Below are 25,245 nucleotides of genomic sequence, written 5' to 3'. Positions count from 1 at the left end.
CGACCTCGATGCGCTTTCTTCGCGTCAACCTGAATGCCGTGCTGGTCGAGCTCGACGACCTGGCGCAGACGCTCGCGCTGCTGGCTTCGCTGCGCGCGGAGCCCCTTGCCGGCATCGACGAGCTGGTGCCCGCCGCGCGCACCATCCTCATCACCTTCCGCCCCGCCGTGCTGTCGGCCGCCGCACTGGCACACGCCGTGCGCCAGCGAACGCTCGACGCCCGCGAGACGCGCATCGACAAGCGCATCGAGATTCCCGTGCGCTACGACGGCGAAGACATCGCCGAAGTGGCCGGCCTGCTCGGCATCACGCCCGACGAGCTGGTGCGCCGCCACACCGGCAGCGACTACACCGTTGCCTTCACCGGCTTCGCGCCCGGCTTCGCCTACCTGAGCGGCGGCCACCCCAGCCTGACCGTGCCGCGCCGCGCGGTGCCGCGCACCCGCATCCCGGCCGGAGCGGTCGGGCTCGCGGGCAGCTTCAGCGGCGTGTACCCGCAGGCCAGCCCCGGCGGCTGGCAGATCATCGGCGTGACCGACACGCCCATGTGGGACCTGTCGCGCGAGACGCCGGCGCTGCTGCAGCCGGGCGATGCGGTGCGCTTTGTCGATGCCTCGTCGTTGAAGGTGGCGTTGCCGGTGGCCGAGCCCGTGGTCGCAGCACCCGCGCTTGCGGCCGTTGAAGGCGGCGGCGCCTTTGAAGTTCGTGCCGCTGGCTTGCAAGCGCTGTGGCAGGACGGTGGCCGTCATGGTCAGGCGCGGCAGGGCGTGTCCGCCTCCGGCGCGATGGACCAGCGCTCGCTGCAGGCGGCCAATCGACTGGTCGGCAATGCGTCGGACGTGGCCTGCCTCGAACTCGCCTACGGCGGCTTCCAGTTCATCTGCCGCGGCAACGCCGTGATGGCCGTCACTGGCGCCGACGGCCCGCTCATGCTGACCCGAGCTGACGGCGCGCAATGGCCGCTGCCGCGCTACCAGCCCGTCGCGCTGGCCGATGGCGACACCGTCACTGTGGGCGAGCCCGTCGCCGGCATCCGCAGCTATCTGTCTGTGCGCGGCGGCTTTGCCGTGGCGCCCGTGCTCGGCAGCTGCGCGACCGACACGCTCGCCCGCATCGGCCCGCCGGCCGTGGTGGCGGGCGACGTGTTGCCTGTGCGTAGCGTCGCCACCGGTGCCGTCGTCGGTGCCAACGAAGTGCCACCGACCGACCTGCCCACCGTGCAGGAAGAGGTCGTGCTCGACATCGTGCTCGGCCCGCGCACCGACTGGTTCACCGCCGACGCCGTCGAGCGCCTGTGTAGCCAGCCGTGGGTGGTGACGCCGCAATCGAACCGCGTCGGCATCCGCCTGAACGGCGAGCAACCGCTGGTGCGCGCGAACAGCGCCGAGCTGCCCAGCGAAGGCACGGCGCGCGGCTCGATCCAGGTGCCGCCCAGCGGCCAGCCCGTGCTGTTCCTTGCCGACCACCCGCTCACCGGCGGCTACCCCGTGATCGCGTCGGTCGCCACCCACCACCTGGACCGTGCGGGGCAGATCCCCGTGAACGCCCGCGTCCGCTTCCAACCGATGGACGGCTACGGCCCCATCGAACTTTGAGATCGAGAGTCCTGCGATGAAAAAAGTCCTGATTGCCAACCGCGGCGAAATCGCCGTGCGCATCGCACGCGCCTGCGCCGACCACGGCGTGCAGTCGGTCGCCGTCTACGCCGATCCCGACCTGAATGCGCTGCACGTGCGCCGCGCCGACGAGGCCTACGGCCTGGACGGCCACCGCCCGGCCGACACCTACTTGAACATTCCCAAGCTGCTGGCCATCGCCAAGCGCAGCGGCGCCGATGCCGTGCATCCTGGCTACGGCTTCCTTTCCGAAAGCGCGGCCTTCGCGCAGGCCGTGATCGACGCCGGCCTGACGTGGATCGGCCCTTCGCCCTCGGCCATCGCCACGTTGGGCGACAAGGTGCAGGCCCGCAAGCTCGCCCTGAAGGTCGGCGCACCGCTCGTCGCGGGCACGGCCGACCCGGTCAGCAACGCGGGCGAGGTGCTCGCCTTTGCCGAACAGCACGGCCTGCCGATCGCGATCAAGGCGGCCTTCGGCGGCGGCGGGCGCGGCATCAAGGTCGCGTGGCGGCTCGACGAGGTCGAAGGCCTCTACGAATCGGCCGTGCGCGAAGCCATCACCGCCTTCGGCCGCGGCGAGTGCTACGTCGAACAGTTCCTCGACCGCCCGCGGCACGTCGAGGCGCAGGTCATCGCCGACACCCACGGCAACGTCGTCGTGCTCGGCACGCGCGACTGCTCGCTGCAGCGGCGCAACCAGAAGCTGGTCGAAGAAGCGCCCGCGCCCTTCCTGAGCGACGCGCAGCGCGAGCGCATCCACCAGTCGGCGCGCGACATCTGTGCGGCCGCCGGCTACACCGGCGCCGGCACCGTCGAGTTCATGCTGAGCGCAAGCGGCGCCATCTCCTTCCTCGAGGTCAACACGCGCCTGCAGGTCGAGCACCCCGTGACCGAGGAGACCACCGGCATCGACCTCGTCATCGAGCAGCTGCGCATCGCCGAAGGCCTGCCGCTGTCAATCAAAGAGACGCCCGCACCGCGCGGTCACTCCTTCGAATTCCGCATCAACGCCGAAGACGTGGGCCGCGGCTTCCTGCCGACGCCCGGCCCTGTCCACGTGTTCGACGCCCCCTCGGGCCCGGGCGTGCGCGTCGACACCGGCGTCGACGCCGGCTCGCAGGTGCCCGGCACCTTCGACTCGCTGATGGCCAAGCTCATCGTCACCGGCGCCACGCGCGCCCAGGCCATCGCACGCGCACGCCGCGCCCTCAAGGAATTCCGCATCGAAGGCCTAGCCACGGTGCTGCCGTTCCACCGCGCGGTGATGGCGCACCCCGACTTCGTGTCGGAAGACGCTTTCAAGGTCCACACGCGTTGGATCGAGACGGACTTTGCGAACGACGAGAAGGCAGGCATGCGGCCCGATCCGCTGCCGGATGCCTCGCTGCACCGCACGGCCATCGAGATCGACGGGCGACGCATGTCGCTGGGGCTGCCGGCGGAGTTGCTGCGTGGGTTGGCGTCGGCGGGTGGTGCGGGTGCTGCCGCTGCGCCTGGCGTTGCGAACGCACCAGCGGCCGATGCCGCCGCCGTGGCTGCGCCGGTGTCGGGCACGCTGCAAGGATGGAAGGTCGCCGACGGTGATGAGGTCGCCGAAGGGGCCGTGATCGCGGTGATGGAGGCGATGAAGATGGAGATGCAGGTGGTTGCGCATCGCGCGGGGCGCATCGTGTTCGCGGCGGCGGCGGGGGGTTACGTGGGCGCCGGGACGGCGATCGCGACCATCGGGTGAGTGAGCGTGCCGCCTACCGGCGCGACAGCACGATGCCTTGCGGGGAGCGCCCGGTCGCGACCGTCGGGGCGCTCGCATTCGGCGTGAGGGCGCCGGTCGTGGTGTTCAGGGTGTAGGTCGAGACGGTGTTGCTGACGAGATTCGTGACATAGACGAACCGGCCCGTCGGGTCGATCGCCAGGGAGGAAGGGAGCTGGCCCGCTGTCGCCCTCGGCGTCACTTCGGTGAGCTGACCCGTGTCGGCATCGACCGCGTAGGCCGACACGTCGCCGCCGGTGTTCGCCACATAAGCGAACCGGCCGGTGGGGTCCACCGCGATGTACGTCGGGCCTTGGCCGGCCGGTGTCGTCGATACCGGTGTGAGCGCCCCCGTGAGGGCATCGGCTGCGTAGATCGACACATCGTTGCTGCTCGTGTTCGCCACGTAGACGAAGCGGCCCGTGGGATGCATCGTCACGGCATTGGGCCGGCCTCCCACTTGCGTGGTGATACGGGTCGAGAGCGTACCCGTCGTGGGGTCGATGAGGTGCGTGGAAACGCTGCCGCTCGAGTGCGCGACATAGACAAAACGGCCCGTGGGGTCCACGATCAAGTCGAAAGGGGTCTTGTCCGTCGCCGTTGTACCCACCGACGTGAGTTCGCCTGTCGTCGCATCGATGCGGTAGGCGGACACCGTGTCGCTGCTGCCGTTCACTGCATAAGCGAAGCGCCCCCTGGGATCGATGCCCAGAAAGATGGGGCCGGCCCCTGTTGCCACCGTTGGCGTTCTCGCTGGCACCAGCATGCCGTTGGGCTGGACGACATAGGCGGACACCGTGGCGTCTGAGTTGTTTGCGACATAGACGAACCGGTCGTTCGGGTGCAGCGACACGCCCATCGGTGTGCGACCCGTGACCGTCGGCGGCTCGGGCAAGGGAGCCAACGCCCCGGTGGTTGCGTCGATGTGGAAGGCCGTCAGGCTGTTGTCGCCTTGACCGGACACGTAGGCGAAACGTGCCGGCTGCGCCGACGGCGCCGCCAGGACACAGTGCACGTTGACCGTGCGCACCGGGCCTGACACGACCTGCCCGGTTCCGTCGGTGACCGTGCAGGTCTGGTGGACGAACTGCGGTTGCGCCTTCACGCTGACCGCGTAGCCGGCACCGCTGGCCACCGGCGCCGCGAAGGCGAAGTCGCCGTTGGCACCGAAGTCGATCGACAGGTCGTCACCCGCGTTGTTCTGCAGCACCAGGCCGCGGCCGTTCAGTCCCGTGATGCGGCCGCCGACGCGGTGGCTGTCGACCGTGCAGAGGATCGTCACGTGGGTCACCGGGGACGCGCCCACGGTGCCGGACGCGTTGCTCACGCTGCAGGTCTGTGCGGGTCCGCCAGGCAAGGCCAGGACCGTCACGGCGTAGGCGGCGCCGCTGGCCACGGCTTGCGTGAACCGGAAGGTGCCGGCCCCGGCTGCAACGGCCAGGTCGTCCTGCCCGTTGTTCTGGAGGATCAGCCCAGCGCCGACCAGGCCGGAGATCGTGCCCCCGACGGTGAAGCTGTCGATCGCGCAGACCACTGCGACGTGGTTCACCGCCACGTCGCCGATCGCGCCAGTGCCCAGGCCGACACTGCAGGTCTGCGCGGGGCCGGTGGGTTGCGTCTTCACGGTCACCGCATAGGCCGCGCCGCTGGCGACCGGTGTCGGGAAGACGAAGCGCCCATCCGCTGACACGGCAAGGTCGTCGCCGGCATTGTTCTGCAGCACGAGCCCTGTGCCCGCAAGGCCGCTCACCGTTCCGCCAACCGCGAAGCTCTCGGTGGCGCACACCACAGCCAGGTCGACAACATCCGCACGACCGACCTGGCCGCCCGCGTGATTGACAGTGCAGGTCTGGCTCGGGGCCTGGGGCTGGGTCTGCACGCTCACCGCATAGGACGATCCTTCACGCAAGGGCGTGGGGAAGGCGAAGGTGCCGTCGGGGGGGGGGGGGGGGGGGTTCCCCCCCCCCCCCCCCCGCAGCACCAGCCCGGACCCCAGGAGTCCGCGGACCGTGCCGCCGATGCGGTGGGTGGGGGCGACCGGTGTGACCGGTTCGGCGGCCGGTGGCAACGGCATGAAAGCGGGGCTGCCTGCGCCGCTGCCTCCACCACCGCCACAGGCCGCAAGGAAGGCGAGCAGCAGGGCGGCGGCTGCATGACGGGCGATCGTTGACGCAGAGGCTATCGGCATGGAAGGGCGGCTTTCGTGTCGTGTGACGGGAAGGACCGCGCGATCCTAGGAAAGGCGCTTCGCGCCGGCATTGGACCAAAGTCCTATGTGCCCAAAAAAAACAGGCCTGCAGGCGCCAGTGCGGCGGGCTTGTGCGCAAGCTGCATCAAGGCTTGAGCAGCAAGGCGACCAATCCCGAAAGAATGCAGGGCGCTAGCGTCACGGCTGCCATGTAGGTTTCGAGACGCGCCGTGGTGTCCTTCGCGTCGATGAGCAGATGGCGCGCACCGAGGTAGAGCAACGCCGTGCCAGCCAGCACGAGTACGAACAGCCAGGCTTTCTTCAAGCGAGGTGCCCACGACGGACGGGGGCGTGCGCGATGGCCGATCAGGAAGAGCGTGCACACCACCGATGACAGGGTGCCGAGGATTCGGATGAGCGCGATCGGATTCATCTGGATCCGGCGTTACCGGGCGGCGATGGACACTCAGTTGGCTGTTGCAGGTTCTGCGAGGTGATGAGGGAACCTGCAGCCGGCTTCTTCAACTCTTGTCGAACACGCGCCGGTAACGCCCGTGGCCGCGGGGTTCGCGGCGGCTGGCGGTGCCCAGGAGCTTCAATGCGAGCGTCGCCATCGTGCCTGCGTTGTCTCGCAGATCTTCTGCATCTGCATCCGTCATTAGAGGCAGTGTTCCCGGTTCTTTTGCATCCTGTGCGATCACGCGGCGTTCGAAGTTGTTGAGTTCATAGCCGCGGGCATAGTTGCGCAGGTTCGTCGCCCGAGAGGGGAGGGTCTCCTCGTCTGCCGCCTTCAGCAACCGGTCATGCGTGGCTTTTTTCTGCTTGATGGCGGCCACGAAGTCCTCGCGGTTCTCCTTCGTGATGGGGCCGAGCATCCAGAACCCGCCGTGCGAGTCGTGGACATACTTGTCGAAGAAGTCGTTGGCGGTTTGCGGAACATCCTTGGCAGCGGCCACGGCGCGCAACAGGCGCTTTTCCACCTCGTTGGCGCGGGGCGGCTGGTCAACGTAGACGCCTGCTCTGGGAACGAACACCCGTCGGGGCTGGTTGGCCGCCTGGGCAGCCTTGATGTCCTCACGCCAGTCGAGTTCCGACTCCCAGAGATCTTGCTGGTCTTGCTCTTTGGAGGCCTTGTAGCTCGCCATGGCCTTGAAGGTGGCATCGTCGCTCTTGGACGCACGCCAGCGCCAATACAGCTCCATGTGATAACGCATGCGGTTTTGCACGGGCTCGCCCCCATTGGCGACGTTCTGCTTTTCCTCCGTCGTGGTCCAGGCTGCGTAGTCGCTGAAGGCTTTATCGAGCCCAGGGTCGACCTTGAAGTCTCGCTCGATCACCGCGTCCATCTCGTTCAATGGGCGGACTCGCACGCCTGCCGAAACTGCCTCGAAATACATATCCATCAAGGGAATCTGCGAGAGCAATGAGGTACGTCCGCCTACGCCTTTTCCCTGGGACTTCGACGGGTAGCCTCCGCCCAGGTCAGAGTGGGCCCCCGGATAGACGAACTCCTTGGTGTTCGGCGGGTAGCTCGTGGCCCTGATGCGCGCCGTAGACAGCGGAAACGACTGGCGTATTTCATGGGCCGCCACATAGTGAACGGTCTGTTTGACACCGTGGATGTCCATGGTGCCGTCAGCCCAGTCCTGAAAGCCTTCGCCAACGGGCGACGAATCGGCCAGCCCGACAGACGCCACGGTGTCGAAGATGCCCAGGAAATGAAGCTCCAGCGTCGCTTCGCCGATCGTCATGTTCTCGGCGACCAGCCGGATCCACTGGCAAAAGGCGCGCGCTTCGGCTGCACCACGCGAAAAGCCGAAGACCGACAGATGCATCTTGGTCACCCGCGGCCGCTGGTCCTTGATGGCTTTCAGCAGGCGCTCTTGAATGCCCCTGAAGATGCTGATCATCTTGTTGTCGCTCAAGCGCCACCAGGTCTTCAGCCGGTCGGTGCAGAGCTCCTTCATCTCGTCCGGCTGGATGAGGTCGGACGTGTGATACGCCCGATGCAATGCGTTGTAGACCTGAATCAAGGCCCAATGGATGCGTGCCTCACCACCGGTGCCGAAACGCTTGCCGTTGTCCAGTTCCTTGTCCTCGCCGATCTCGGGGAAGTGCGTGCCGACGCCGGGTATGTAATAGCGAAAATTCTCGACCTTGTCGTCCTTGTGCGCGTTGAAGAGACTGACCACGTTCGTGTGGCTTTGGTCGCGTGTGTCGCGAATCAGGTTGTTGTTGGTGCCGTCGAAGAACAGGCCCACGTGGATCTCTTTGGCGCAACTCAGGGCATCGGCCTTGCTCGGGTCGGCGCTGGCGGCGCGTTGGCACAGTTCGCGTGCGGTCAGGGTCCGGTCGGCGCGTGAGTGGTCGCCAGGCAGCCCGGGCTGGTAGTTCGCGCCGCCCGGGTCGTTGTCCCACCAGTCGCCTGTGGGCGCTGTGGGTAGCGGTCGATAGGTCGAGGACCATGTTTCGGCCCTGCCAGCCCCGTCCGACCACACCAGTATCTGCAGCCCTGTTTCCTTGAGGATGCACTCGGCTGTACAGAGTTCGATGGTCTTGAAGTAGAAGCAGCGCTTGTCGTAGGTGTTGGCGTCAAAGCTGACCTCGTACCAGCCTTCGCGAAATTCGTCCATGTGTCGCTCCCCGGGTTCTTTGGGATGTTTCTTGGCTGACCTGGCTCACCATTTCCAATTGGGTGGTTTCACGGGGTACGCAGGGCCGGGGTAGTCCTTGGCCCCTGCCCCCTTGCTGGAAATGATCAGCCGAACTTCACCTCCGGAAAGGAAGTGGATGTTGAGCGTGCTGCCCGGGACGTCATATTTTTCGATCGGGACGACTTTCTCGTGCCACTGCTGGACATACGCCTCCGGCCGCCTGTCACCGGGAATCCCGCTGGATGTAGCCCACCTCACTTTCGCGCTGAGGCCCGGACGCCATTTGGCGGGGTAGGAGATGCAGCACACGAAGCTTCCACCGCCACCGTAGGCGCTTGAGTGCCCGGCGAAGATGCCATCGACGTACGGTTCGATGTGGTCGCCCGTGTGGTTGTATGGACTGAGGTTGGCGCTGTAGCTTTCTGACGTGCGCTCCTTGCTGCTGCAAGCAGCCAGCGGGAGCACCAGCAGTGCCAATGCGCAAAGTGTCAGGGTGGTTGTGCGTTTCATGGCGTGTGGCCTTTCAATGCGTTCACGTGTTGTGCCTCGGGTTTCCGAAATTCTTGCTCGCCTTGAGTCACCACTTCCAGCTCGGCGGCTTCACCGGGTAGTCGGGGCCGGGGTAGCCTTTCGCGCCGGAGCCTTTGCTGGAGATGACCAATCGAACATCGCCTTCAGCCAGGAAGTGCACGTTGAGCGTGCTGCCTGGGATGTCGTATTTGTCGATCGGGACGATCTTCTTGTGCCAGTGCGGCTTGATTGCGTCGGGACGCGTATCGCCTGGAATCCCGCTCGAGGTTGTCCACTCCACCGTTGCGCTGAGTCCGGGACGCCATTGAGCCGGATAGGAGATGCAGCACACAAAGCTGCCGCCACCGCCGTAGGGGCGCGAATTGCCGCCACCTGCCCCATCCACATAGAACTCGTGGATGTAGTCCTCTGTGTGGTTATAGGCACTGAGGTTGGCGCTGTAGCTTTCAGCTGCCGGCTTCTTGCTGCTGCAAGCTGCCAGCGGCAGTACTGCCAGTGCGCAAAGCGTCAGGAGCGCGGTACGTTTCATGGCGTGTGGCCTTTCAATGCGCGCATGGATTGTTTGCCTCATGCTCACCATTTCCAATCCGGCGGCTTCACCGGAGAGGCGGGGCCAGGGTAGCCCTTGGCGCCAGCCCTCATGTTGGAGACGACCAGCCGCACTTCGTTGTTCGGCAAGAAGTGCACGTTCATCAGACCACCCGGCACGTCATATCGATCGATCGGAACGACCTTCTCGTGCCAGCGGGGCGTGATGGCCTCGGGGCGCTTGTCGCCAGGAATTCCGCTCGATGTCGTCCATTTCACCGTCGCGCTGAGCCCGGGACGCCATTGAGCTGGAGCAGAGATGCAGCACACGAAACTGCCGCCGCCTCCGTACGGACTCGAGTTGCCGCCGCCCGCTCCGTCCACATAGAACTGATGGATGTAGTCCTCTTTGTGGTTGTAGGGGCTGAGACTGGCGCTGTAGCTTTCAGCCGCAGGCCTCTTGCTGCTGCAAGCCACCAGCGCCACCGCGCAAAGCACCAGGAGAGCAAGACGCGTCATGAAGCCTTGCCCTCCAACGCCTTCCACAGTTCGTCGCTCCAGCCCTTCATCAGGCCCGACAGGCTGGAGCCTTGTGCGACGGCCTTCCATGTATCCGACAGATCGGGGTGTTGGTAGAAGTTGTCGCCACAGGTCAGTGACAGCACCACGAACTGCAGCCGGTCGGGGTTACCTGCTACGTGCAGGCGGGTGGCGACCTCGAGCGCGCGCTGGAGCCGCTGATGAAACGCCGCCCGGCCGGTCTGCGGCACCAGCTGCGACACCGTCTCGAGCAGCTGCGCAAAGATGCCGTCGGCTTCCGAGGCATCCAGGAGCGTCGCGAATTGCGATGCATCGAGCTCAAAATGGTCGCGGACATCGGCCACATCGTCCTTCCCATCAGCAGCAAGCCAGTTGCCGACCACGGCACCACTGCGATCGAACCACTGCCATTGCGAGATGGCCCGCGCCACGCGCCGTGTCTGTGGCTCGGCCAGCGTGGCAAGCAGCGTCGGAAGCACGCGCACATCGCCCATGCGGCAATGCAGCTTCAGGCCGTCGTGCCGCGCCTGGGCCAGGTAGCCGAAGCAGGCCTGCAAATCCGCAGCGGCGTGGCTGGAGGCGATCCAGCTGAATGCGGGTGCTGCCGGGTCGATCGTGGCGAGGCGCCGCAAGCCCTCGGCGCGCACCTCGTCGTCCAGTGGCAGCTCCACCAGCTGCGGTCCCCTTGCGCCATAGGCCTCCAACGGTGTGTTGGCCAGCGCATTGACGTGCGACCACCCATTGCGGTGCAGCACCGAGGCCAGGCGCGCCGGGTCGAGCAAGGCCGCATCGACCAGCAACCAGAGGCCGACGGATGACGGTTGGGCGTCGGCCATCGCTTGCACGGCATGGGCAAGGTGGAGGGGGTCGATCGGATCGGTCGCGAATTCCAACGCCACGCTCACTGCAAGGCGGAGAAGGGGGCTCCGCTTTGTGCCGCCTTCAGCATGCACTCGATGCAGATGCTCTGCGGGAACAGCGGCAGCCCATACGGCGAGCTTGTCGGCCCCGCCAACTTCCGCTGCACCGCGTGATAAGTGATCTTCCCCGGACACTCGAAGGTGATGTCCCCATCCTGCAGCGTGATCGACGCGCCCTGCGCCGTCGCGATGCGGATCTTCTTCTTGGCCGCGAACTCCACCATCTGGTCGGTGCTGGCGATCTTCAGCGCGTCCTTGGCCTGCACACGCAGTTCGTCATGCTGCGCCTGGAAGTCCAGGTCGTCGTTGCCCGCGATCACCGACAGGCCCGTGTCCGCATCGGCCTTCTGCGCCCCGGCCAGCACGCCGATGGCTTGCCCGCTGTGCACGCGCAGCACGTCGGCCAGCGCCAGGTTGATGTCGCCGCCGCTGGCCAGCGTGGCGGTCTCGCCGCTGACGACCTGCAGCTGCTGGCCCGCCACCATCGCCAGGCCGCCGCGTGCGGCCAGCGCGATCACGGCGTCGCTGGTGTGCGGCACCTTGCCTTCGCCGGTGGCGATGGCCTTGTCTGCTGCGTCCGCGTAGGCGGCATCGAGCGCATCGGCCGTCACCATGCCGCTGGCGGTGCGCTCCATCGCGGCGTACGGGGCGCGTTCCTTGTCGAGTTGCGATTCATCGGCCTTGCTGGCCCCGATGTGCCCTGCCAGCTGCACGGTCTCGTGGGTCCTGGCGGCATCGCTCAGCGCCTGGCCCAGCTGCTGCACCTGCTTGAGCAGCGCCATGCCGGCGGCGAAGTCGCCCACGGGCTCCAGCTTCTGGCCGCCTGCGCCGTGGTAGGTGCTCAGCAAGACGCCCTTGCCGCCGCGCAGGGCCGCATAGCCGTCGGTGCGCAGCTCCAGGCCCTGGCCTCGGAAGCTGCCGCGGAAGTTGTCGGCCTGGTGGATCAGGTGGCCCAGGTTCAGCTGGCTGTGGGCGGTGCTGGCATGCAGCTGCACGCGTAGCTGCTGGTTCGAATCGTCGAACACCAGCTGGCTGAAGCCTTCTCCGCCGAACTCCTTGGTCTTGAAGCCGCTCAGGGCCGCGGCGTTGCGGTGGCCCTTGTCGTCGGCGCTGGCGCCGTGCCAGGGCGGGGCATGGCCGGCCGCGAGGTTGGCCTGGGCGCTGGGCGAGGCGTTGCTGGCCTGGGCGAAGACGTCGTTGTTGTCGTTGCTGTCGCTGCCCTGTTCGCTGTCGCGCGATGCACCACCGGGCGTGGGGGCGATGCCGCCGTCGCCGCGGCCGTTGTACAGCGCGCCGACGATGACGGGCTGGTCCACATCCAGGTCGACGAACTTGACCAGCACTTCCTGCCCGATGCGCGGCAGCCACTGCCAGCCCATGCCGGGGCCGGCCTGGCGCTGGGCCACGCGGATCCAGCGGGTGCTGCGGTTGTCCTGGGCGTTGTCTCCATTGCTGCTGCTGTTGCCGTTGTCGCTCGATCCGTTCTGCCAGTGGAAGCGCACGCGCACGTCGCCTCGGTCGTTGCAGTACAGCTCGTCGGCGCCATTGGGGGAGGTCTCGCCCGAAGGCCCGACCACGATGGCGCTGTGCACGCCGCTGGCCGTGGGCCTGGCGTGCAGGCGGGCTCCGTCGGCCGCCGCCAATGCGGGGCGCCAGGGGCGCGGGGCGTGCACGCCGGAGAAGCTGTTGGCGTAGCCCTGGACCTGGGCGGTGGCCAGGCTCTGGGGCTGCGGGTGGATGTCGTTGTCGTTGTGCGTGCCCGTGGCTGCAGTCACCAGCCCGAACACATCGGCCTCGGCCGTCACGGGTGCGCACGGCTGATCGAACACCAGGTGTTCCGTCAGCGCGCCCAGCTGCGCCGCAATCGACGCGGCCGTGTCCTTGGGCAGGTTGTTGATGCCCACGTGCTCGACGGTGTCCAGCAGCAGCGCAGGCTTGGCCTGCAAGCCCAGCGCGGGCGCGTCGTCGATCTCGAGGCGCGTGCCCGCGCGCAAGGTGCGCACGGTGCTGTGGCCCAGCATCAGGTCGGCGCGGCATTCGGCCGCTTCCATCATCAATGCGGCGTAGCGCTCGACGGTGCGGTTGGTGTCCCAGCCGCGGCTGCGGTCGTTCAAGCCGAGCACGTCGTCGTACTCCAGGCGCGGGGCGTTCTTGCCTCCGACCGGAAAGCGCGCTGGGGCGCTGCCCGTGAGCTGGCGCTTGCCGTCGACGTTCCACGCGCTCAAATGCACCTGGGCCACCGACTGGCGCATGCGCCGCACCAGCGCCTGCACGGCGTCGCTGCGTTCCTGCGAGCTCTTGCGGTGAAAGCGAACGGGCGAGCCCGCATCGGCGGGCTGGGTGTCGTTGGACGAGAAGATGATGAGCTTGTGCCCCGTCGGAGCCTGGGCGTCTTCCTCGATGCGCCAGGCCAGGCCTTCTTCGGCCAGCAGGCGCGAGAAGAAGTCGTAGTCGCTCTCGCGGTACTGGGTGCAGTAGGTGCGAACGGGGGCGTCGGCCAGGAAGCTGTTCACTTCAGAGGAGAAGGCCCAGCTGCCGGCTTCGGCGTACGGGGCGAGCACGCGTTCGATGATGTCGGCCACGCTGCGTTGCTGGAAGACCTGGCTGCGCCCTTGCTGGGTGGCCAGCCAGAGCCAGGGCACGAGCGTGAGGCGGTAGCGCGCCAGGCCGCCGTCGGCGCCCAGTGATTCGACGGCGCGGATCAGGCCGGTGCGTCGGCCCATGGAGCCGTCGGCCAGCACAGTGACCAGTGTCAGCGGTTGATCAATCAGAGAAGACAGCGCCAGGTCCGCGCGCAGGCTCAGGCACACGATGCGCAGCTCGAACAGCTGGGACACCGCCTCGCGCTGCACCCAGCCTTCCACGCGCAAGGCGTCGATGCTCTCTCGCGCGGCGGACGAAGACGATGAAGCAGCACTGGGCGCTTCGAGGCGATACAGCCGCGCCGTCTGGCTCAGCTCGGCCCACAGGGCGCTGCGGTCAGCGGAAGGCATCGGGAATTCGCTCAGGTTCGGATGCTCAAGGCTTGCAAGGTGCGCCCGGCTTGCAGTCCGCCGTTGCGGCAGTGGCCTGCGCCGACGGTGCGGGGTCGGAGGTCTTGCTGCGCTTGAGCAGCGCGGTCAGCAGGTCGGTGTCGGGATCGGGCCCCTTCGGCCGTGCCGCCGTCTGCGCGAGGTCGGTGCGCGCGGCGGGCTTCGCGGCCTTGCTGGTGTTGGCAGCGGTCTTGACGGGCTTGCCGTTCGCGGCCGTGCGCACGGGCTTCTTCGAGCCCGACGCGATGCGCTCCGGCTTCTTCGCAGCTGCGGCGCTGGCCTTGCTGTCGGCGCCTGCCTTCTTCGCGGGGGATGTTGCCGCTGCAACGCGCGCAGGCTTCGCGGCCGGCGGCACGGCCATGGGCTGCGCACCGATGGCTGCGAACGGCGTGGAGGCCTGTTGTTGTTGCTGTTGCTGCTGTGCTGCCGGCGGCGGCGTGCTGTCGCCTTCGATGATGCGCGCGGGCGTGGGCTCCGGTGCAGCGGCGGCAACAGGCGCGTCGGGCTTCGGTGGTTCCTTGGCGACAGGCGCTGCAACCGGCGCAGGCGTTGCTGCCGCCACGGTCGTCGCTGCCGCATCCGCGCGCTTCGATTGCAGGTGGTAGGTCGTGGCACCCGCCACGCCGATCAACACCGCGAGCGAAGCCCACACGCCGGGCCGTGCGAAGAAGGAGCGCGCGCCGCTCTCGCGGCCACCGAACTGTGCGAGCACCCGCGTGGATTCGCCTCCGGGTGCGGCGGTCGATGTGGCCGCGGTGGGGGCGCTCGAACCGAGCAGGCTCGGGCGGTCCTTGTGGGCGTCTGACGCGCCCATCATGGATGGGTGGTCCGGCTGGCTGCGGGCATGTGATTTCTCCCCTCGGCTTTATGTGGCGTGATCAACGCGATATCGCAATTGGGATGCAACAAGGTGCTGCGTGCGATGGGTTCAAATTTTTAAGCGACTCATACAATTGAGTGGCTCTCATTGAACACCGTTGATCTTCTTCACTCTCTTTTGTTATTTTGCCTTGATGGTGGCAGCACTTGCCATCTTCTTGTTCCCTTCTTTTCGTGACCGTGTGTTGCGAGCGACGGTCTCCATTTCTACTGCTATTGCATTCTTTTTTATTGGAATAGGACGTCGTCTTGGTTTTGTGTCCGAAGCAAGTTTTCAGTTGATGCGCGACAGCGGCTCAGGAGTGCGTACTTTTGCCGTAAGACATCGCTACTTGTTGCTGTCGGGCATGGGCCTGCTTATCGTGCCGGTGTTGTTAAGTGTGACTTTCGGAAGTGGCCGGGTTCTGTTCTTCGATGACTGGGCCGCCACAAGCGACCCGAAGATCGAGGCCTTGCTCAAGGGCGAGCAGCTGGTGCCGCCGCAGCCGTTGCCGCCCGAGGTGTTTGCGACGGCAGAGGTGGAGCAGATTCGTCCGCTCACGAAAGAAGGCAGTCGGGACTGGGCTGTTCTGGATGTGGACTTTCGTAATCGTTTGCTGCTCGTCTACAAGATCATGAAAGAAAAGCACGGCTACGACCTCGCATTGCTCGAGGGTTATCGCAGCCCCGAACGACAAGCCAAACTCGCTGCATTGGGCAATACAGTGACCATGGCGAAGGCCAATCAAAGCTATCATCAGTATGGACTTGCGGCAGACAACGCGTTCTATCGCAATGGCAAGCTGGTGATCTCTGAAAAAGATCCATGGGCCATGGAAGGCTATCGCCTCTATGGCGAAGCGGCCGAGTCCGTGGGCTTGGTGTGGGGTGGTCGATGGTCCTTCAGGGACTACGGTCACGTGGAGTACCGCAAGCCGGGATTTAAATTGTCACGCAACTGAATGCCGAGACGACATCTGTCGCACCGGCACACCACGAGGCAATCAAGGGGGAGAGTTCAAATGGGTGAGGATCAACCCGAGGCGGACAACGACCGCCCGTGGATCGTTCTGCATGACAAGACCGACCACGGTGGCTTCGTGATCACCGCATCCGAAAACACGCACATCGATGAACGGCGCGTGGCGCGCATCGGCGACATGGTGTCGTGCCCGCGGCCCGGCCATGGCATCAACCCCATCGTGACGGGCAGCGACTGCGTGTCGATCGATGGCCGGCGCGTGGCGCGCCACGGCGACCGCGCGGCCTGCGGTTGCAGGCTGCTGTCCAGCCAGATCGCTTCCGCCTCCGAATGACGGCGGTGTCTCCTTCTTCGGCTGCAGGCATGGCATGCGGTCACGCGACCGCGTGGGCCGCTGCCATCGCCATCGCGTGACCCAGGCGTTCGAAAACTCCGGATGCTGTCGCGACTGATCAAGCCCGTTCTTTTGGCCTGCGCCGTGTTCATCACGGTGTGGGTGCTCGTGATCGTCTACTGGCAGTACACGGCGCGCATGCCGAGCACGAGCGACATCGTGCTCTACCTTGTCGTGCTGCCGCTGGCGTTGATGCTCTTCTATGTGGTGCTGCGCCGCATCTTCACGGCTGCACCTGCAGCTGCGCTGCCCGCGGCGGGCGCAACGGTGGCCGCAGGCGCCGCCGCCTCATCGAATGCCGTAGCAACCGAGGCTTCGCAGGAGCGCCTGCAGATGGCCGTGCTCGCCTTCGCCCTTCGCACGCCGCGCGGCAGCGATGCCGACACGGTGGCCACCGCGATCGGCCAGGCGCAGACTCCAGAGATCGTTCCCGAATTGCGTGACGGCGAAGGCTTCCCCGTCATCGCGGGCCGCGTCGACGGCATCGACGAGAACGAGCTGCGCGAGCACCTGCGCGAAAGCCTGCAACCGGCCGGCGAAGCTTTCGATATCGATGCGCTGCCCGACGACCGGCTGCGCGCCATCCACCTGATGTCCGACGTGCTGCAGGAGCTGCTGGCGTCCGCGGCCGAAGCCATCGCCAACGCGGGCGATGCGCTCGCGGTGCGCGCGCCCGGGCGCTTCGTGTCCAGCGGCGGCGTCATCCCGGGGCCGGCGGCGGCGCCGCAGCTGAACCTCTCGCTGCTGTTGCCGGGCGCATGGAGCGAGAGCGAACGCGCGATCGCCACGCAGTGGGTGCAGCAGCGTGTGCGCGAGGGCGATGCGTCGCAGCGCTGGCTCGTCGACTGCTTCAAGAGCGAAGACGGCGTGTCCGGCATGGCGCTGCTCGACCGCATCAGCCTGTCGCTGCATCGCGAGCAGCGGCCTGCGCTGTGGATCGCGCTGGCGGCCGACTCCTCGGTGTCCGAAGCCAGCATCGCGCGTTGGGAGGCCGACGGCCTGCTGTACACCGCCACGCGCCGCAAGGGCCGCGTGCCCGGCGAAGCCGCCGCGGGCCTGCTGCTCGTGCGCGCCGGCGATGCGCTGCTGGCGCCGCCCGAGGCCGTGCGCCTGTCGCGCAGCGCAAGCGGCCAGCGCGAGGCCTCGGCCGACACCGCGCGCACGCCCGATGCGAGCCTGCTCGATCGCTTCGCCCAGCACCTGCTCGCCACCTCGACGCTCGAGACCGCCCAGGTCGACTGGGTCGTGAGCGACGCCGACCACCGCACCAGCCGCGTCACCGAAGTGGCCAGGCTCGTGCAGGAGCGGCTGCCGCACGTGCCCTTCGAAAACAACCTCTCTGTCTGCGCCACCCTGGGTCACCTGGGGGCCGCGGCCGACATGAGCGCCGTCGTGCTCGCGTGCCACCTGGCCGCGCGCGATGCACGGCATGTGCTCGCCATTTCCGTGCAGGACGCGCTCGCGCGGACGGCCCTCCTGGCCGGCCCGGCGAGCCCCGCGTCACCCGCTACTTAAACAGGACCGATTCCAGAAACTTCTATGCGGCGATTCTTCAGTTTCCTGGCCGATCCGCGCACCTTGTCGGTGATCGGCGCCATCGCGCTCGGCGCGTTCCTGCTGCTCGGGGCGCAGACGCTCGAAGTCGGCGCGATCTGGGCCGTCGGCATCTTCGTGGTGCTGCTGCTGTTGTGGCTGCTGGTGTGGTTCGTGCGGCGCATGCGCACGCGCGCGGCCAACCGCAAGCTCGGCGACATGCTCGAGGACCAGGCCGACGCCGCCGTGCGCGACAGCGACCCCGAGCGCAAGGCCGAGATCGACGAGCTGCGCGGGCGCATGGTCGAGGCGGTCAAGACCATCAAGACCTCGAAGATCGGCCAGATGTCGGGCAGCGAGGCGCTGTACGAGCTGCCCTGGTACATGGTCATCGGCAACCCGGCGGCGGGCAAGAGCAGCGCCATTTTGAACTCGGGCCTGCAGTTCCCGTTCGCCGACAAGGGCAACGCGGTGATTCAGGGCATCGGCGGCACGCGCAACTGCGACTGGTTCTTCACCACCGAAGGCATCGTGCTCGACACGGCGGGCCGCTATTCCATCCACCAGGAAGACCGCAAGGAGTGGTTCGGCTTTCTGGACCTGCTCAAGAAGTACCGGCCGAAGGCGCCCATCAACGGGATCATCATCACGGCCAGCATTCCCGAGCTGATCGGCAGCCGGCCCGACTTCGCCATTCAACTCGCGAAGAACCTGCGCCAGCGCATGCAGGAACTCACCGAGCGACTCGAGGTGTTCGCGCCGGTGTACGTGATGTTCACCAAGGCCGACCTGATCACCGGCTTCGCAGAATTCTTCGGCGACAGCGACAAGATGGAGCGCGACCGCGTGTGGGGCGCCTCGCTGCCCTACGACGGCGACGAGAAGCAGGACGCGGTGGCGCTGTTCGACAAGCGCTTCGACGAGCTCTACATGGGCCTGAAGGAAATCAGCGTCTCGCACTTCGCGAACCACCGCAGCAGCGACCCGTCGCCCGAGCTGCTGATCTTTCCGCTCGAGTTCGCGGCCATCAAGCCCGCGCTGCGCGCCTTCCTGGCCACGCTGTTCGAGAGCAACCCGTTCCAGCACAAGCCGGTGTTCCGCGGCTTCTACTTCACCAGCGCCTTGCAAGAGGGCACGATGCGCAGCCTGTCGACCGAGCGCATCGCCAAGCGCTTCGGACTCACGCTGAGCAACGCGGCCACCAAGTCGAAGGAAATCTATTCGCAGAACGGGTTCTTCCTGCGCGACCTGTTCTCCAAGGTGATCTTTGCCGACAAGAAGACGGTGCGGCAGTTCTCCAGTCCCGTGAAGGCGCGCGTGCGCTACGTGAGCTTCTTCGCCTTCGTCGCCGTGCTGGGCCTGCTGCTGGGCGGCTGGACCTGGTCGTACCTCGGCAACCGCCAGCTGGTGGAGAACGTGCAGGCCGACCTGGACAAGGTGGTCAAGCTGCAGGCCAGCGACAACGGCCTGCGCACGCGCTTCGAGGCGCTGGGCATCCTGCAGGACCGCATCGAGCAGCTCGAGAAATTCCGCAACGACCGGCCGCTGTCGCTGTCGCTGGGCCTGTACCAGGGCAACCAGCTCGAAGACAAGCTCGTCGCCGAGTACTACGGCGGCGTGAAGCAGCTCATGCTCGCGCCGGTGTCGGACAACCTGCAGGCCTTCCTGCGCGAGGTCAATGCGCACCCCGACCGCCTGAAGCGCGCCGACGCGGTGGCCGCGCTGACGGGCGGCACGGCGCCCGCGCCGCTGCCGGTCGCCGGTGCCACGACCACCACGGCACCCGCCGCGGCGCCGGAAGGCGGCGGCCTGTATGCCGGCTCCTCGCCGGCCGATGTGCAGGACGCCTACAACGCGCTCAAGACCTACCTCATGCTGTCCGACAAGCGGCAGGTGGAAACGGCGCACCTCACCGACCAGATCTCGCGTTTCTGGCGCGGCTGGCTCGAGAGCAACCGCGGCGACATGCCGCGCGCGGCGGTCATCCGCGATGCCGAGCGCATGATCACCTTCTACCTGCGCCGCGTGGGCGACGACAACTGGCCCGCGCTGGCCGACACCAACCTGGCGCTGGTCGAGCAGACGCGCGACAACCTGCGCCGCGTGGTGCGCGGAATGCCGGCGCGCGAACGCGTATACGCCGAGATCAAGGCGCGCGCCTCCACGCGCTTCGCGCCGATGACGGTGGCGCGCATCCTCGGGGCCACGGCCAGCAGCGCCGAAGCCGAAGGCACCCTTGCCGGCAGCGTCGCCATCTCGGGCGCGTTCACGCGCGAGGCCTGGCAGCAGTACGTGGACGACGCGATCCGCGACGCCGCCAACAAGGAAACCTCCAGCAAGGACTGGGTGCTCAACGTCGCCGGCAACGACGACCTGACGCTCGAAGGCAGCCCGGAGCAGATCCGCAAGACGCTGGCCACCATGTACAAACTGGAGTACGCCAAGGAGTGGCAACGCTTCCTGCAGGGCATCGCGGTGAAGGACATGGGCAGCTTCGAGCAGGCCGTGGTGGCGATGAACCAGCTGGGCGATCCGCAGAACTCGCCGATCCGCAAGGTCTTCGATACGGTGTACGACCAGACCTCATGGGACAACCCCTCGCTGGTCAACGCCGGCCTGCAGCAGGCGCGCACCGGGGCCTTCAACTGGTTCAAGCGGCTCTTCAGCCGCGCCACGCCGTCGCAGGTCAACGTGAACGTCGACCTCAACGGCGGCGCCACGGAAATCCCGATGGGCCCGATCGGGCGCGAGTTCGCGGGCGTCGCGCGCCTGGTGGTCGAGCGCGACAACACCTCGCTGCTGCGCGGCTACCTGGGCACGCTGTCCAAGCTGCGCGGTCGCTTCAACCAGATCAAGAACCAGGGCGACCCCGGACCGGGCGCGCGCCAGCTCATGCAGCAGACGCTGGAAGGCAACGGCTCCGAGCTGGCCGATGCGCTCAAGTACGTCGACGAACAGATGCTCACCGGCATGGACGCCGCGCAGCGCCAGGCGCTGCGCCCGCTGCTGGTGCGCCCGCTGCTGCAGGCCTACGCGGTGACGGTGCAGCCGACCGCGGTGGAGGTCAACAAGATCTGGAGCGCGCAGGTGCACCAGCCCTTCCAGCAGTCGCTGGCCACCAAGTACCCGTTCTCGGCGAGCGCGAAGATCGAAGCCTCGCCGGCGGAAATCGCGCAGTTCTTCGGACCTGAAGGCGCCATCGGCAAGTTCGTGACGACCACGCTGGGCTCGCTGGTGATCCGCCGCGGCGACCTCTTGTCGCCGCGCGCCTGGGGCGACCAGGGCCTCACGCTGAGCCCCGACTTCGTGAACGGCTTTGCGCAGTGGGTGGCGCCGCTGTCGGGCGGTGCCGCAGCCGGTGCCGGCGGCAGCGCGCAGCCGCAGACGCTGTTCCAGATCCTGCCGCAGCCCGTGTCGGGGCTGACGGAATACATGGTCGAGATCGACGGCCAGCAGCTGCGCTACCGCAACACGCCGCCGCAGTGGTCCAACTTCGTCTGGCCCAACGCACAGGGCACGCCGGGCGCGAAGATCACCGCCGTCACCTTCGACGGGCGCACGGTCGAGCTGATCAACGAGCCGGGCAACTTCGGCCTGGAGCGCCTGCTCAGCACGGCGCAGCGCATCAAGTTGCCCGACGGCAGCTTCGAGCTCACGTGGGCGCGCGACAACGCGAGCGTGACCGTCAAGCTGCGCGTGATCCAGAACACGCAGTCGGCCGGTTCGGGCGGCGATTCGCCGCAGGGCAAGGGCCTGCGCGGCACGGTGCTGCCGTCGACAGTCGCGGAGATCGGTGTGCCGCGCGCAGCAGCACCCGCAGCGGTTCAGGCACCGGCCCAGGCGCCGGTGCAGGCAGGGGGAGCAGGCAAATGAGCGCGCCACAACAGCTGTGCTACTTCGGCAAGTTGCCCGGACGCGGCGACTTCGTGAAGGGCCTGTACAACCCGCAGCTCATCAAGGTGTTCGACCACTGGCTGTCGCAGACCATGGAGATGCTGTCGGAAGACCCGCGCTGGAAGCTGATCTACGACAACGCCGCGCCGATGCACTTCGTGTGCCTGGGCTCGCGCAGCCGCGTGGCCATTGCGGGGCACGTGCGCCCCAGCCGCGACGAGTCGTCGCGCCGCTACCCGTTCCTGGCGGCCACTTCGGTGGACGTGGACGAGGCGCTCGACTTCATGCGCGGCGCGCCGATGCTCATCGGCCCCTACTGGGACCGCATGGCGGTGCAGGTGCAGTCGCTGGCGGCCGGCACCGACCTGGACAACGAGCTGAAGAAGTTCGAGGCCATCGACCCGGCCATCGAAACCGGCTTCAAGAAGTCGGCCTCGCGCGCCACCTATGCGGCGTTCACGCGCGACACCAGCCTGCTGCGCATCGAGCAGATGCTCAACTTCGACGGCCACAAGGTGTCGCTGCGCCGCGCCATCCTGGCGTTGGGCCTGCTGCTGCAGCCGGTGATGGCCAGCGCCGTGTCGCACCTGGAAAAGGGGCTCACGCTGCCGCTGCCGCGCGACCCGGTCGACCGCTCGCTGATCGCCACCTTCTGGCTCGAGATGGTGTCGCAGTTCCTGGCCAAGGCCGACTTCGAACTGGTGCTGCTGGTCACCGAGATCGACGGCCGCTCGCGGCTGGTGATCGGCTTCAACGGCCTGTCGCCGCGCAGCCTGCAAAGCGTGCTGCATCCGCAGGTCTACACCGAGCACAACATCGACATCGACAACCCGGAGTGGGTCGAGGACACCATCCACAGCAACTACGCGATGTTCAAGCTGGTGAGCTACCTCGACCAGCCGCAGCTGCCGCTGGACATCGTGCTCACCGCCTTTCGCGAAGTCTTCATCGGGGAATGACACGGTCATGAATTGTTCTTTGCGCGTTCTCGTGCTGTCCATGGCCTGCGGGCTCGCGCTCGTGCCGGCCGTGCAGGCCCAGCAACCACAACAACCGGCGGCGGGCGCCACCGCCGCCCGCGTCGAGACCACGGCCGCGGCCGTCGGCAAGGGCGAGCCGGTCGTGGCCGGCGGGCAGGTGCCCGACGAAGCCACGCGCATCGCCGTCATCGAGGCGCTGCGCCGCGTCTACGGGCCCAGCGGCGTGATCGACAAGATCGAGGTGGTGAACACCGTCAGCATGCCGGCCAACTGGAGCGCCAACGTGCAGCGGCTGATCACGCCCTCGCTCAAGGACATCCACCGCGGCCAGCTCCAGATCGAGGGCACGCAGATGGCGCTGAGCGGCGAGGTCGGCAACGAGGCGCTGCGCCAGAAGATCGTGAGCGACATGGCGAACTCGCTCAACCCGACCTACACCATCAAGAACAGCCTGCGCGTGCCCGCGTCGGAGCAGATCGCGGTCGACCAGGCGCTGGCCAACCGCACCATCGAGTTCGAGCTGGGCAGCGCCACGCTCACGGGCAAGGGCCGCGCCATCCTCGACGAGATGGCGCCGATCCTGCAGAAGCTCACCAACAAGTCGGTGGCGGTGGTGGGCCACACCGACAATGCGGGCAGCCGCGCGTCGAACCTGGCGCTGAGCCAGTCGCGTGCCGAATCGGTCAAGGGCTACCTGGTGGGCAAGGGCATCGATCCGATGACGCTCACGACCTCGGGCGTGGGCCCGGACCAGCCGGTGGCGAGCAACGCGACCGACGAGGGGCGTTCGCGCAACCGGCGCATCGAGTTCCGCGTCGGACGCTAAAGAAGAAAGGCCCGCAACGCGGGCCTTTCTTCTTTCACTCAGCGCGAAGGCGCGAAGTCAGCGCGACTCGTCGTCGCCCTTGGGCAGATCGAGCAGGTCCACCAGCTGGGCCAGCTCCTGCTCGTTCTTGATCACGTTGCGCAGCCAGGCATGCAGCGGCATGTCGGCCCAGCGCGCGGCCTTGTTCGCCATGTAGGCGGCCGGGCTCGAGGGCTCGGTCTGCTCGAAATACGCCGCCACTTCCTTGAGCTGCGCGATGGCCTGCGCGCGACTGTGGATGCCGGGCGGCAGCGCGGCGGGCACATGCACCGCCGCGTGGTAGGTGGGAGATGAATGGGGCATGGCGGCGTCGAAGACAGGTTCGATGCGGGTCGGGGCAGCCGGTGCGCTGGCGGCCGGTGCAGCGGCGGTGGCTTGCTGCGCCGCACCGTTGTCGATCGGTACGCCGGCCTCGCGCGCAAAGCGCTCGACGGCCTGGCGGATGGCTGTGGCCGCGTCCTTCGCGGCGCGAAAGCTCGGGCCGTTGGAGGCGGTGCGTTCGTCGAACACGGCCTCGAACTCGGCCAGTGCCTGCTCGCAGGCCTGCACGTCGCGGTGCGTCTTCTGCAAGAACTTCGCGGGCGTGGCGCGGCGCAGGCGGTCGAACTGCTCGAGCGTCACCTTGTTGCGCTGCAGTTCGTCGGCCTGTGCCGGCGTGCGGCGGATGGCCTGGTCGAGCGCCAGTGCGGTCTCCCAGACCAGCGCGCTGTGGCCGGTGTGGCCGTCGCTCACGATGGGCGCGCGCTGCAGCAGCTCGACCGAGCGCGAGATCAGCCAGGTGACGGTGCCGATGCGCATCTCGATGTCGCCGCCCTCGGGCTGCGGATGCAGCTCGTCCCAGTACTGGCGGCACAGGCCGCTGAGCAGGCGGTAGCCGTCGGCCAGCCCCTCGAAGCCGCGCTGGCTGGCCAGCGCATCGGTGAGCCACACGCCCAGTCGCAAATCTTTGGTGGACGCGCGCAGCAGCTTCTCGCACTCCGAAATCACGAAAGGCCAGTTGGCCTCCTTCAGCTCGATGACCCATTCGCCCTGTTCGAGCGAGGGATCGTCGTGCTTGCGCGCTTCCTGGATGGCGTCGAACTCGCGCGAGAACAGCATGTCCTCGCCGCAGGGCTTGGCCTCCGAGATCGGGGCCAGCAGGGCCGCGAGGTCGAGGCGGTTCGTCGCGGCCGTGGTCATGGCAGCGAGATCGTCAGGTTGGCCTGGCGTGGGCCGAGCTTCACGATGTCCTGGTAGCTCGCGAGCGCGCCCTGCGTGGTGCTGCCCAGGTGCGCCGACAGGCCGATGAAGCCCAGCAGCCCGATGAGCGCGAACAGCGCGGCCACCACCCACTGCGGCGCCTCGCGCTTGAGCGAGTGCGAGATCAGGTCGGGCAGCGGCCAGTGCGGCGCGAACGGCGTGCGCTTGCCGCGCGCGTTGGCGATCTCGTCGCCCACGCGTGCCGTGAGGTAGGCCAGCTTCTCGGTGCCGTCGATGGCGTACTTGCCCTGGAAGCCCAGCAGCAGGCACATGTAGAACACCTCGAGCGTCTGGATGCGCGCGGCGCCGTGCGCCCGCTCGACCTCGAGCATGTTGAAGAAGTTCTCGCCCGCCAGCTGGTCGCCGAACAGCGTGAGCTGCAGCGGCCGGCGCTCCCACTCGGAGCGGATGGCGAACTCGGGCGCCGAGAGCACGAACTCGTCGACCGTGGCGCAGAAGGCGTACTTGGCCGCGTGGATCTGCTCGGCCGTGGCGTCGAGCTTGCGCGCGTTGCGTTCGAACTCGCCCAGGTAGTTGCGGATGCCCGTGAGGAACTGCTCGGTGGTGGCCGGCTGCTGCTTCTTCTTCAGCAGGAACAGCATCACGAAGCCGTCGTACAGCAGGTCGAGCAGGCTCGAATCGGCGTCGGGCGCCACGCCGGCCGGCGTGAACGAAGCGGGCGGCGCGTCGGCGCCCAGCAGGGAAGGGGCCTTGTTGAGGGTGGTGGTGTTCATACGATCG

At 67.3% G+C, this 25,245-nt stretch carries 19 protein-coding genes; 8 read left to right on the top strand and 11 right to left on the bottom strand.

The window, feature by feature from the left end; all coding sequences use genetic code 11:
- The first annotated feature begins 8 nt into the window (after positions 1 to 8).
- Both AC1RAD_RS23065 and AC1RAD_RS23060 read left to right on the top strand, forming a co-directional pair.
- Positions 9 to 1,595, top strand: coding sequence for a 5-oxoprolinase subunit B/C family protein (locus AC1RAD_RS23065; RefSeq protein WP_492737576.1), 1,587 nt, complete (start codon positions 9 to 11; stop codon positions 1,593 to 1,595).
- 16 nt (positions 1,596 to 1,611) lie between these two features.
- The gene (locus tag AC1RAD_RS23060) at positions 1,612 to 3,348 is read left to right on the top strand and encodes an acetyl/propionyl/methylcrotonyl-CoA carboxylase subunit alpha (protein ID WP_492737396.1); all 1,737 of its coding nucleotides are present in this window, start codon (positions 1,612 to 1,614) and stop codon (positions 3,346 to 3,348) included.
- A 13-nt stretch (positions 3,349 to 3,361) separates the two neighbouring features.
- Here AC1RAD_RS23060 and AC1RAD_RS23055 read toward each other — a convergent pair whose 3' ends face one another.
- From AC1RAD_RS23055 to AC1RAD_RS23015, 9 genes are all read right to left on the bottom strand, one after another.
- Positions 3,362 to 5,251 carry a lactonase family protein gene (locus tag AC1RAD_RS23055; RefSeq protein WP_492737394.1) on the bottom strand — a complete coding sequence of 630 codons (1,890 nt, stop codon included), beginning with the start codon at positions 5,249 to 5,251 and terminating at the stop codon, positions 3,362 to 3,364.
- Positions 5,252 to 5,699: 448 nt separating this feature from the next.
- A complete protein-coding gene (locus tag AC1RAD_RS23050; RefSeq protein ID WP_492737393.1) occupies positions 5,700 to 5,987 on the bottom strand; it encodes a hypothetical protein in 288 nt (95 codons plus the stop codon).
- A gap of 88 nt (positions 5,988 to 6,075) precedes the next feature.
- On the bottom strand, positions 6,076 to 8,187 hold the full coding sequence (locus AC1RAD_RS23045; RefSeq protein ID WP_492737392.1) for a T6SS phospholipase effector Tle1-like catalytic domain-containing protein: 2,112 nt from the start codon (positions 8,185 to 8,187) through the stop codon (positions 6,076 to 6,078).
- Positions 8,188 to 8,232: 45 nt separating this feature from the next.
- A complete protein-coding gene (locus AC1RAD_RS23040; RefSeq protein ID WP_159279246.1) occupies positions 8,233 to 8,718 on the bottom strand; it encodes a DUF3304 domain-containing protein in 486 nt (161 codons plus the stop codon).
- A 67-nt stretch (positions 8,719 to 8,785) separates the two neighbouring features.
- On the bottom strand, positions 8,786 to 9,268 hold the full coding sequence (locus AC1RAD_RS23035) for a DUF3304 domain-containing protein (protein ID WP_159279247.1): 483 nt from the start codon (positions 9,266 to 9,268) through the stop codon (positions 8,786 to 8,788).
- Between the two features lie 44 nt (positions 9,269 to 9,312).
- Positions 9,313 to 9,786: a DUF3304 domain-containing protein gene (locus tag AC1RAD_RS23030; protein WP_492737390.1), complete on the bottom strand. Its 474-nt coding sequence runs from the start codon at positions 9,784 to 9,786 to the stop codon at positions 9,313 to 9,315.
- Positions 9,783 to 10,700 (bottom strand): DUF4123 domain-containing protein, encoded by a 918-nt coding sequence (locus AC1RAD_RS23025; RefSeq protein WP_492737388.1) that lies wholly within the window; start codon positions 10,698 to 10,700, stop codon positions 9,783 to 9,785. Before AC1RAD_RS23025 ends, AC1RAD_RS23030 begins: the two co-directional genes overlap by 4 nt.
- A gap of 8 nt (positions 10,701 to 10,708) precedes the next feature.
- Complete coding sequence (locus tag AC1RAD_RS23020) at positions 10,709 to 13,720, bottom strand: type VI secretion system Vgr family protein (protein WP_492737386.1); 3,012 nt, start codon at positions 13,718 to 13,720, stop codon at positions 10,709 to 10,711.
- A gap of 25 nt (positions 13,721 to 13,745) precedes the next feature.
- Positions 13,746 to 14,576, bottom strand: coding sequence for a hypothetical protein (locus AC1RAD_RS23015; protein WP_492737384.1), 831 nt, complete (start codon positions 14,574 to 14,576; stop codon positions 13,746 to 13,748).
- Positions 14,577 to 14,736: 160 nt separating this feature from the next.
- Here AC1RAD_RS23015 and AC1RAD_RS23010 point away from each other — a divergent pair, with 160 nt between their 5' ends.
- From AC1RAD_RS23010 to AC1RAD_RS22985, 6 genes are all read left to right on the top strand, one after another.
- The gene (locus AC1RAD_RS23010) at positions 14,737 to 15,579 is read left to right on the top strand and encodes a M15 family metallopeptidase (protein WP_370681903.1); all 843 of its coding nucleotides are present in this window, start codon (positions 14,737 to 14,739) and stop codon (positions 15,577 to 15,579) included.
- 60 nt (positions 15,580 to 15,639) lie between these two features.
- A complete protein-coding gene (locus AC1RAD_RS23005) occupies positions 15,640 to 15,933 on the top strand; it encodes a PAAR domain-containing protein (protein WP_062481115.1) in 294 nt (97 codons plus the stop codon).
- Positions 15,934 to 16,035: 102 nt separating this feature from the next.
- Positions 16,036 to 17,508 (top strand): hypothetical protein, encoded by a 1,473-nt coding sequence (locus AC1RAD_RS23000; RefSeq protein WP_492737382.1) that lies wholly within the window; start codon positions 16,036 to 16,038, stop codon positions 17,506 to 17,508.
- A gap of 24 nt (positions 17,509 to 17,532) precedes the next feature.
- Entirely contained in the window at positions 17,533 to 21,399 is a 3,867-nt protein-coding gene (gene tssM / locus AC1RAD_RS22995; protein ID WP_492737380.1) for a type VI secretion system membrane subunit TssM, read from the top strand.
- Complete coding sequence (gene tagF, locus AC1RAD_RS22990; RefSeq protein WP_095950376.1) at positions 21,396 to 22,379, top strand: type VI secretion system-associated protein TagF; 984 nt, start codon at positions 21,396 to 21,398, stop codon at positions 22,377 to 22,379. The genes tssM and tagF overlap by 4 nt, the downstream gene beginning before the upstream one ends.
- 7 nt (positions 22,380 to 22,386) lie before the next feature.
- Positions 22,387 to 23,226, top strand: coding sequence for an OmpA family protein (locus AC1RAD_RS22985; RefSeq protein WP_492737378.1), 840 nt, complete (start codon positions 22,387 to 22,389; stop codon positions 23,224 to 23,226).
- Positions 23,227 to 23,283: 57 nt separating this feature from the next.
- On the opposite strand, the gene tssA is transcribed toward AC1RAD_RS22985, so the two are convergent.
- Positions 23,284 to 24,444: a type VI secretion system protein TssA gene (tssA, locus tag AC1RAD_RS22980; protein WP_390347936.1), complete on the bottom strand. Its 1,161-nt coding sequence runs from the start codon at positions 24,442 to 24,444 to the stop codon at positions 23,284 to 23,286.
- Positions 24,441 to 25,238, bottom strand: coding sequence for a type IVB secretion system protein IcmH/DotU (gene icmH / locus AC1RAD_RS22975; RefSeq protein WP_062481127.1), 798 nt, complete (start codon positions 25,236 to 25,238; stop codon positions 24,441 to 24,443). The genes tssA and icmH overlap by 4 nt, the downstream gene beginning before the upstream one ends.
- Between the last annotated feature and the right edge of the window lie 7 nt (positions 25,239 to 25,245).

This window comes from Variovorax sp. GW823-FHT04B03 (assembly GCF_058796495.1).
This window is presented reverse-complemented; position numbering and strand designations above follow the sequence as displayed.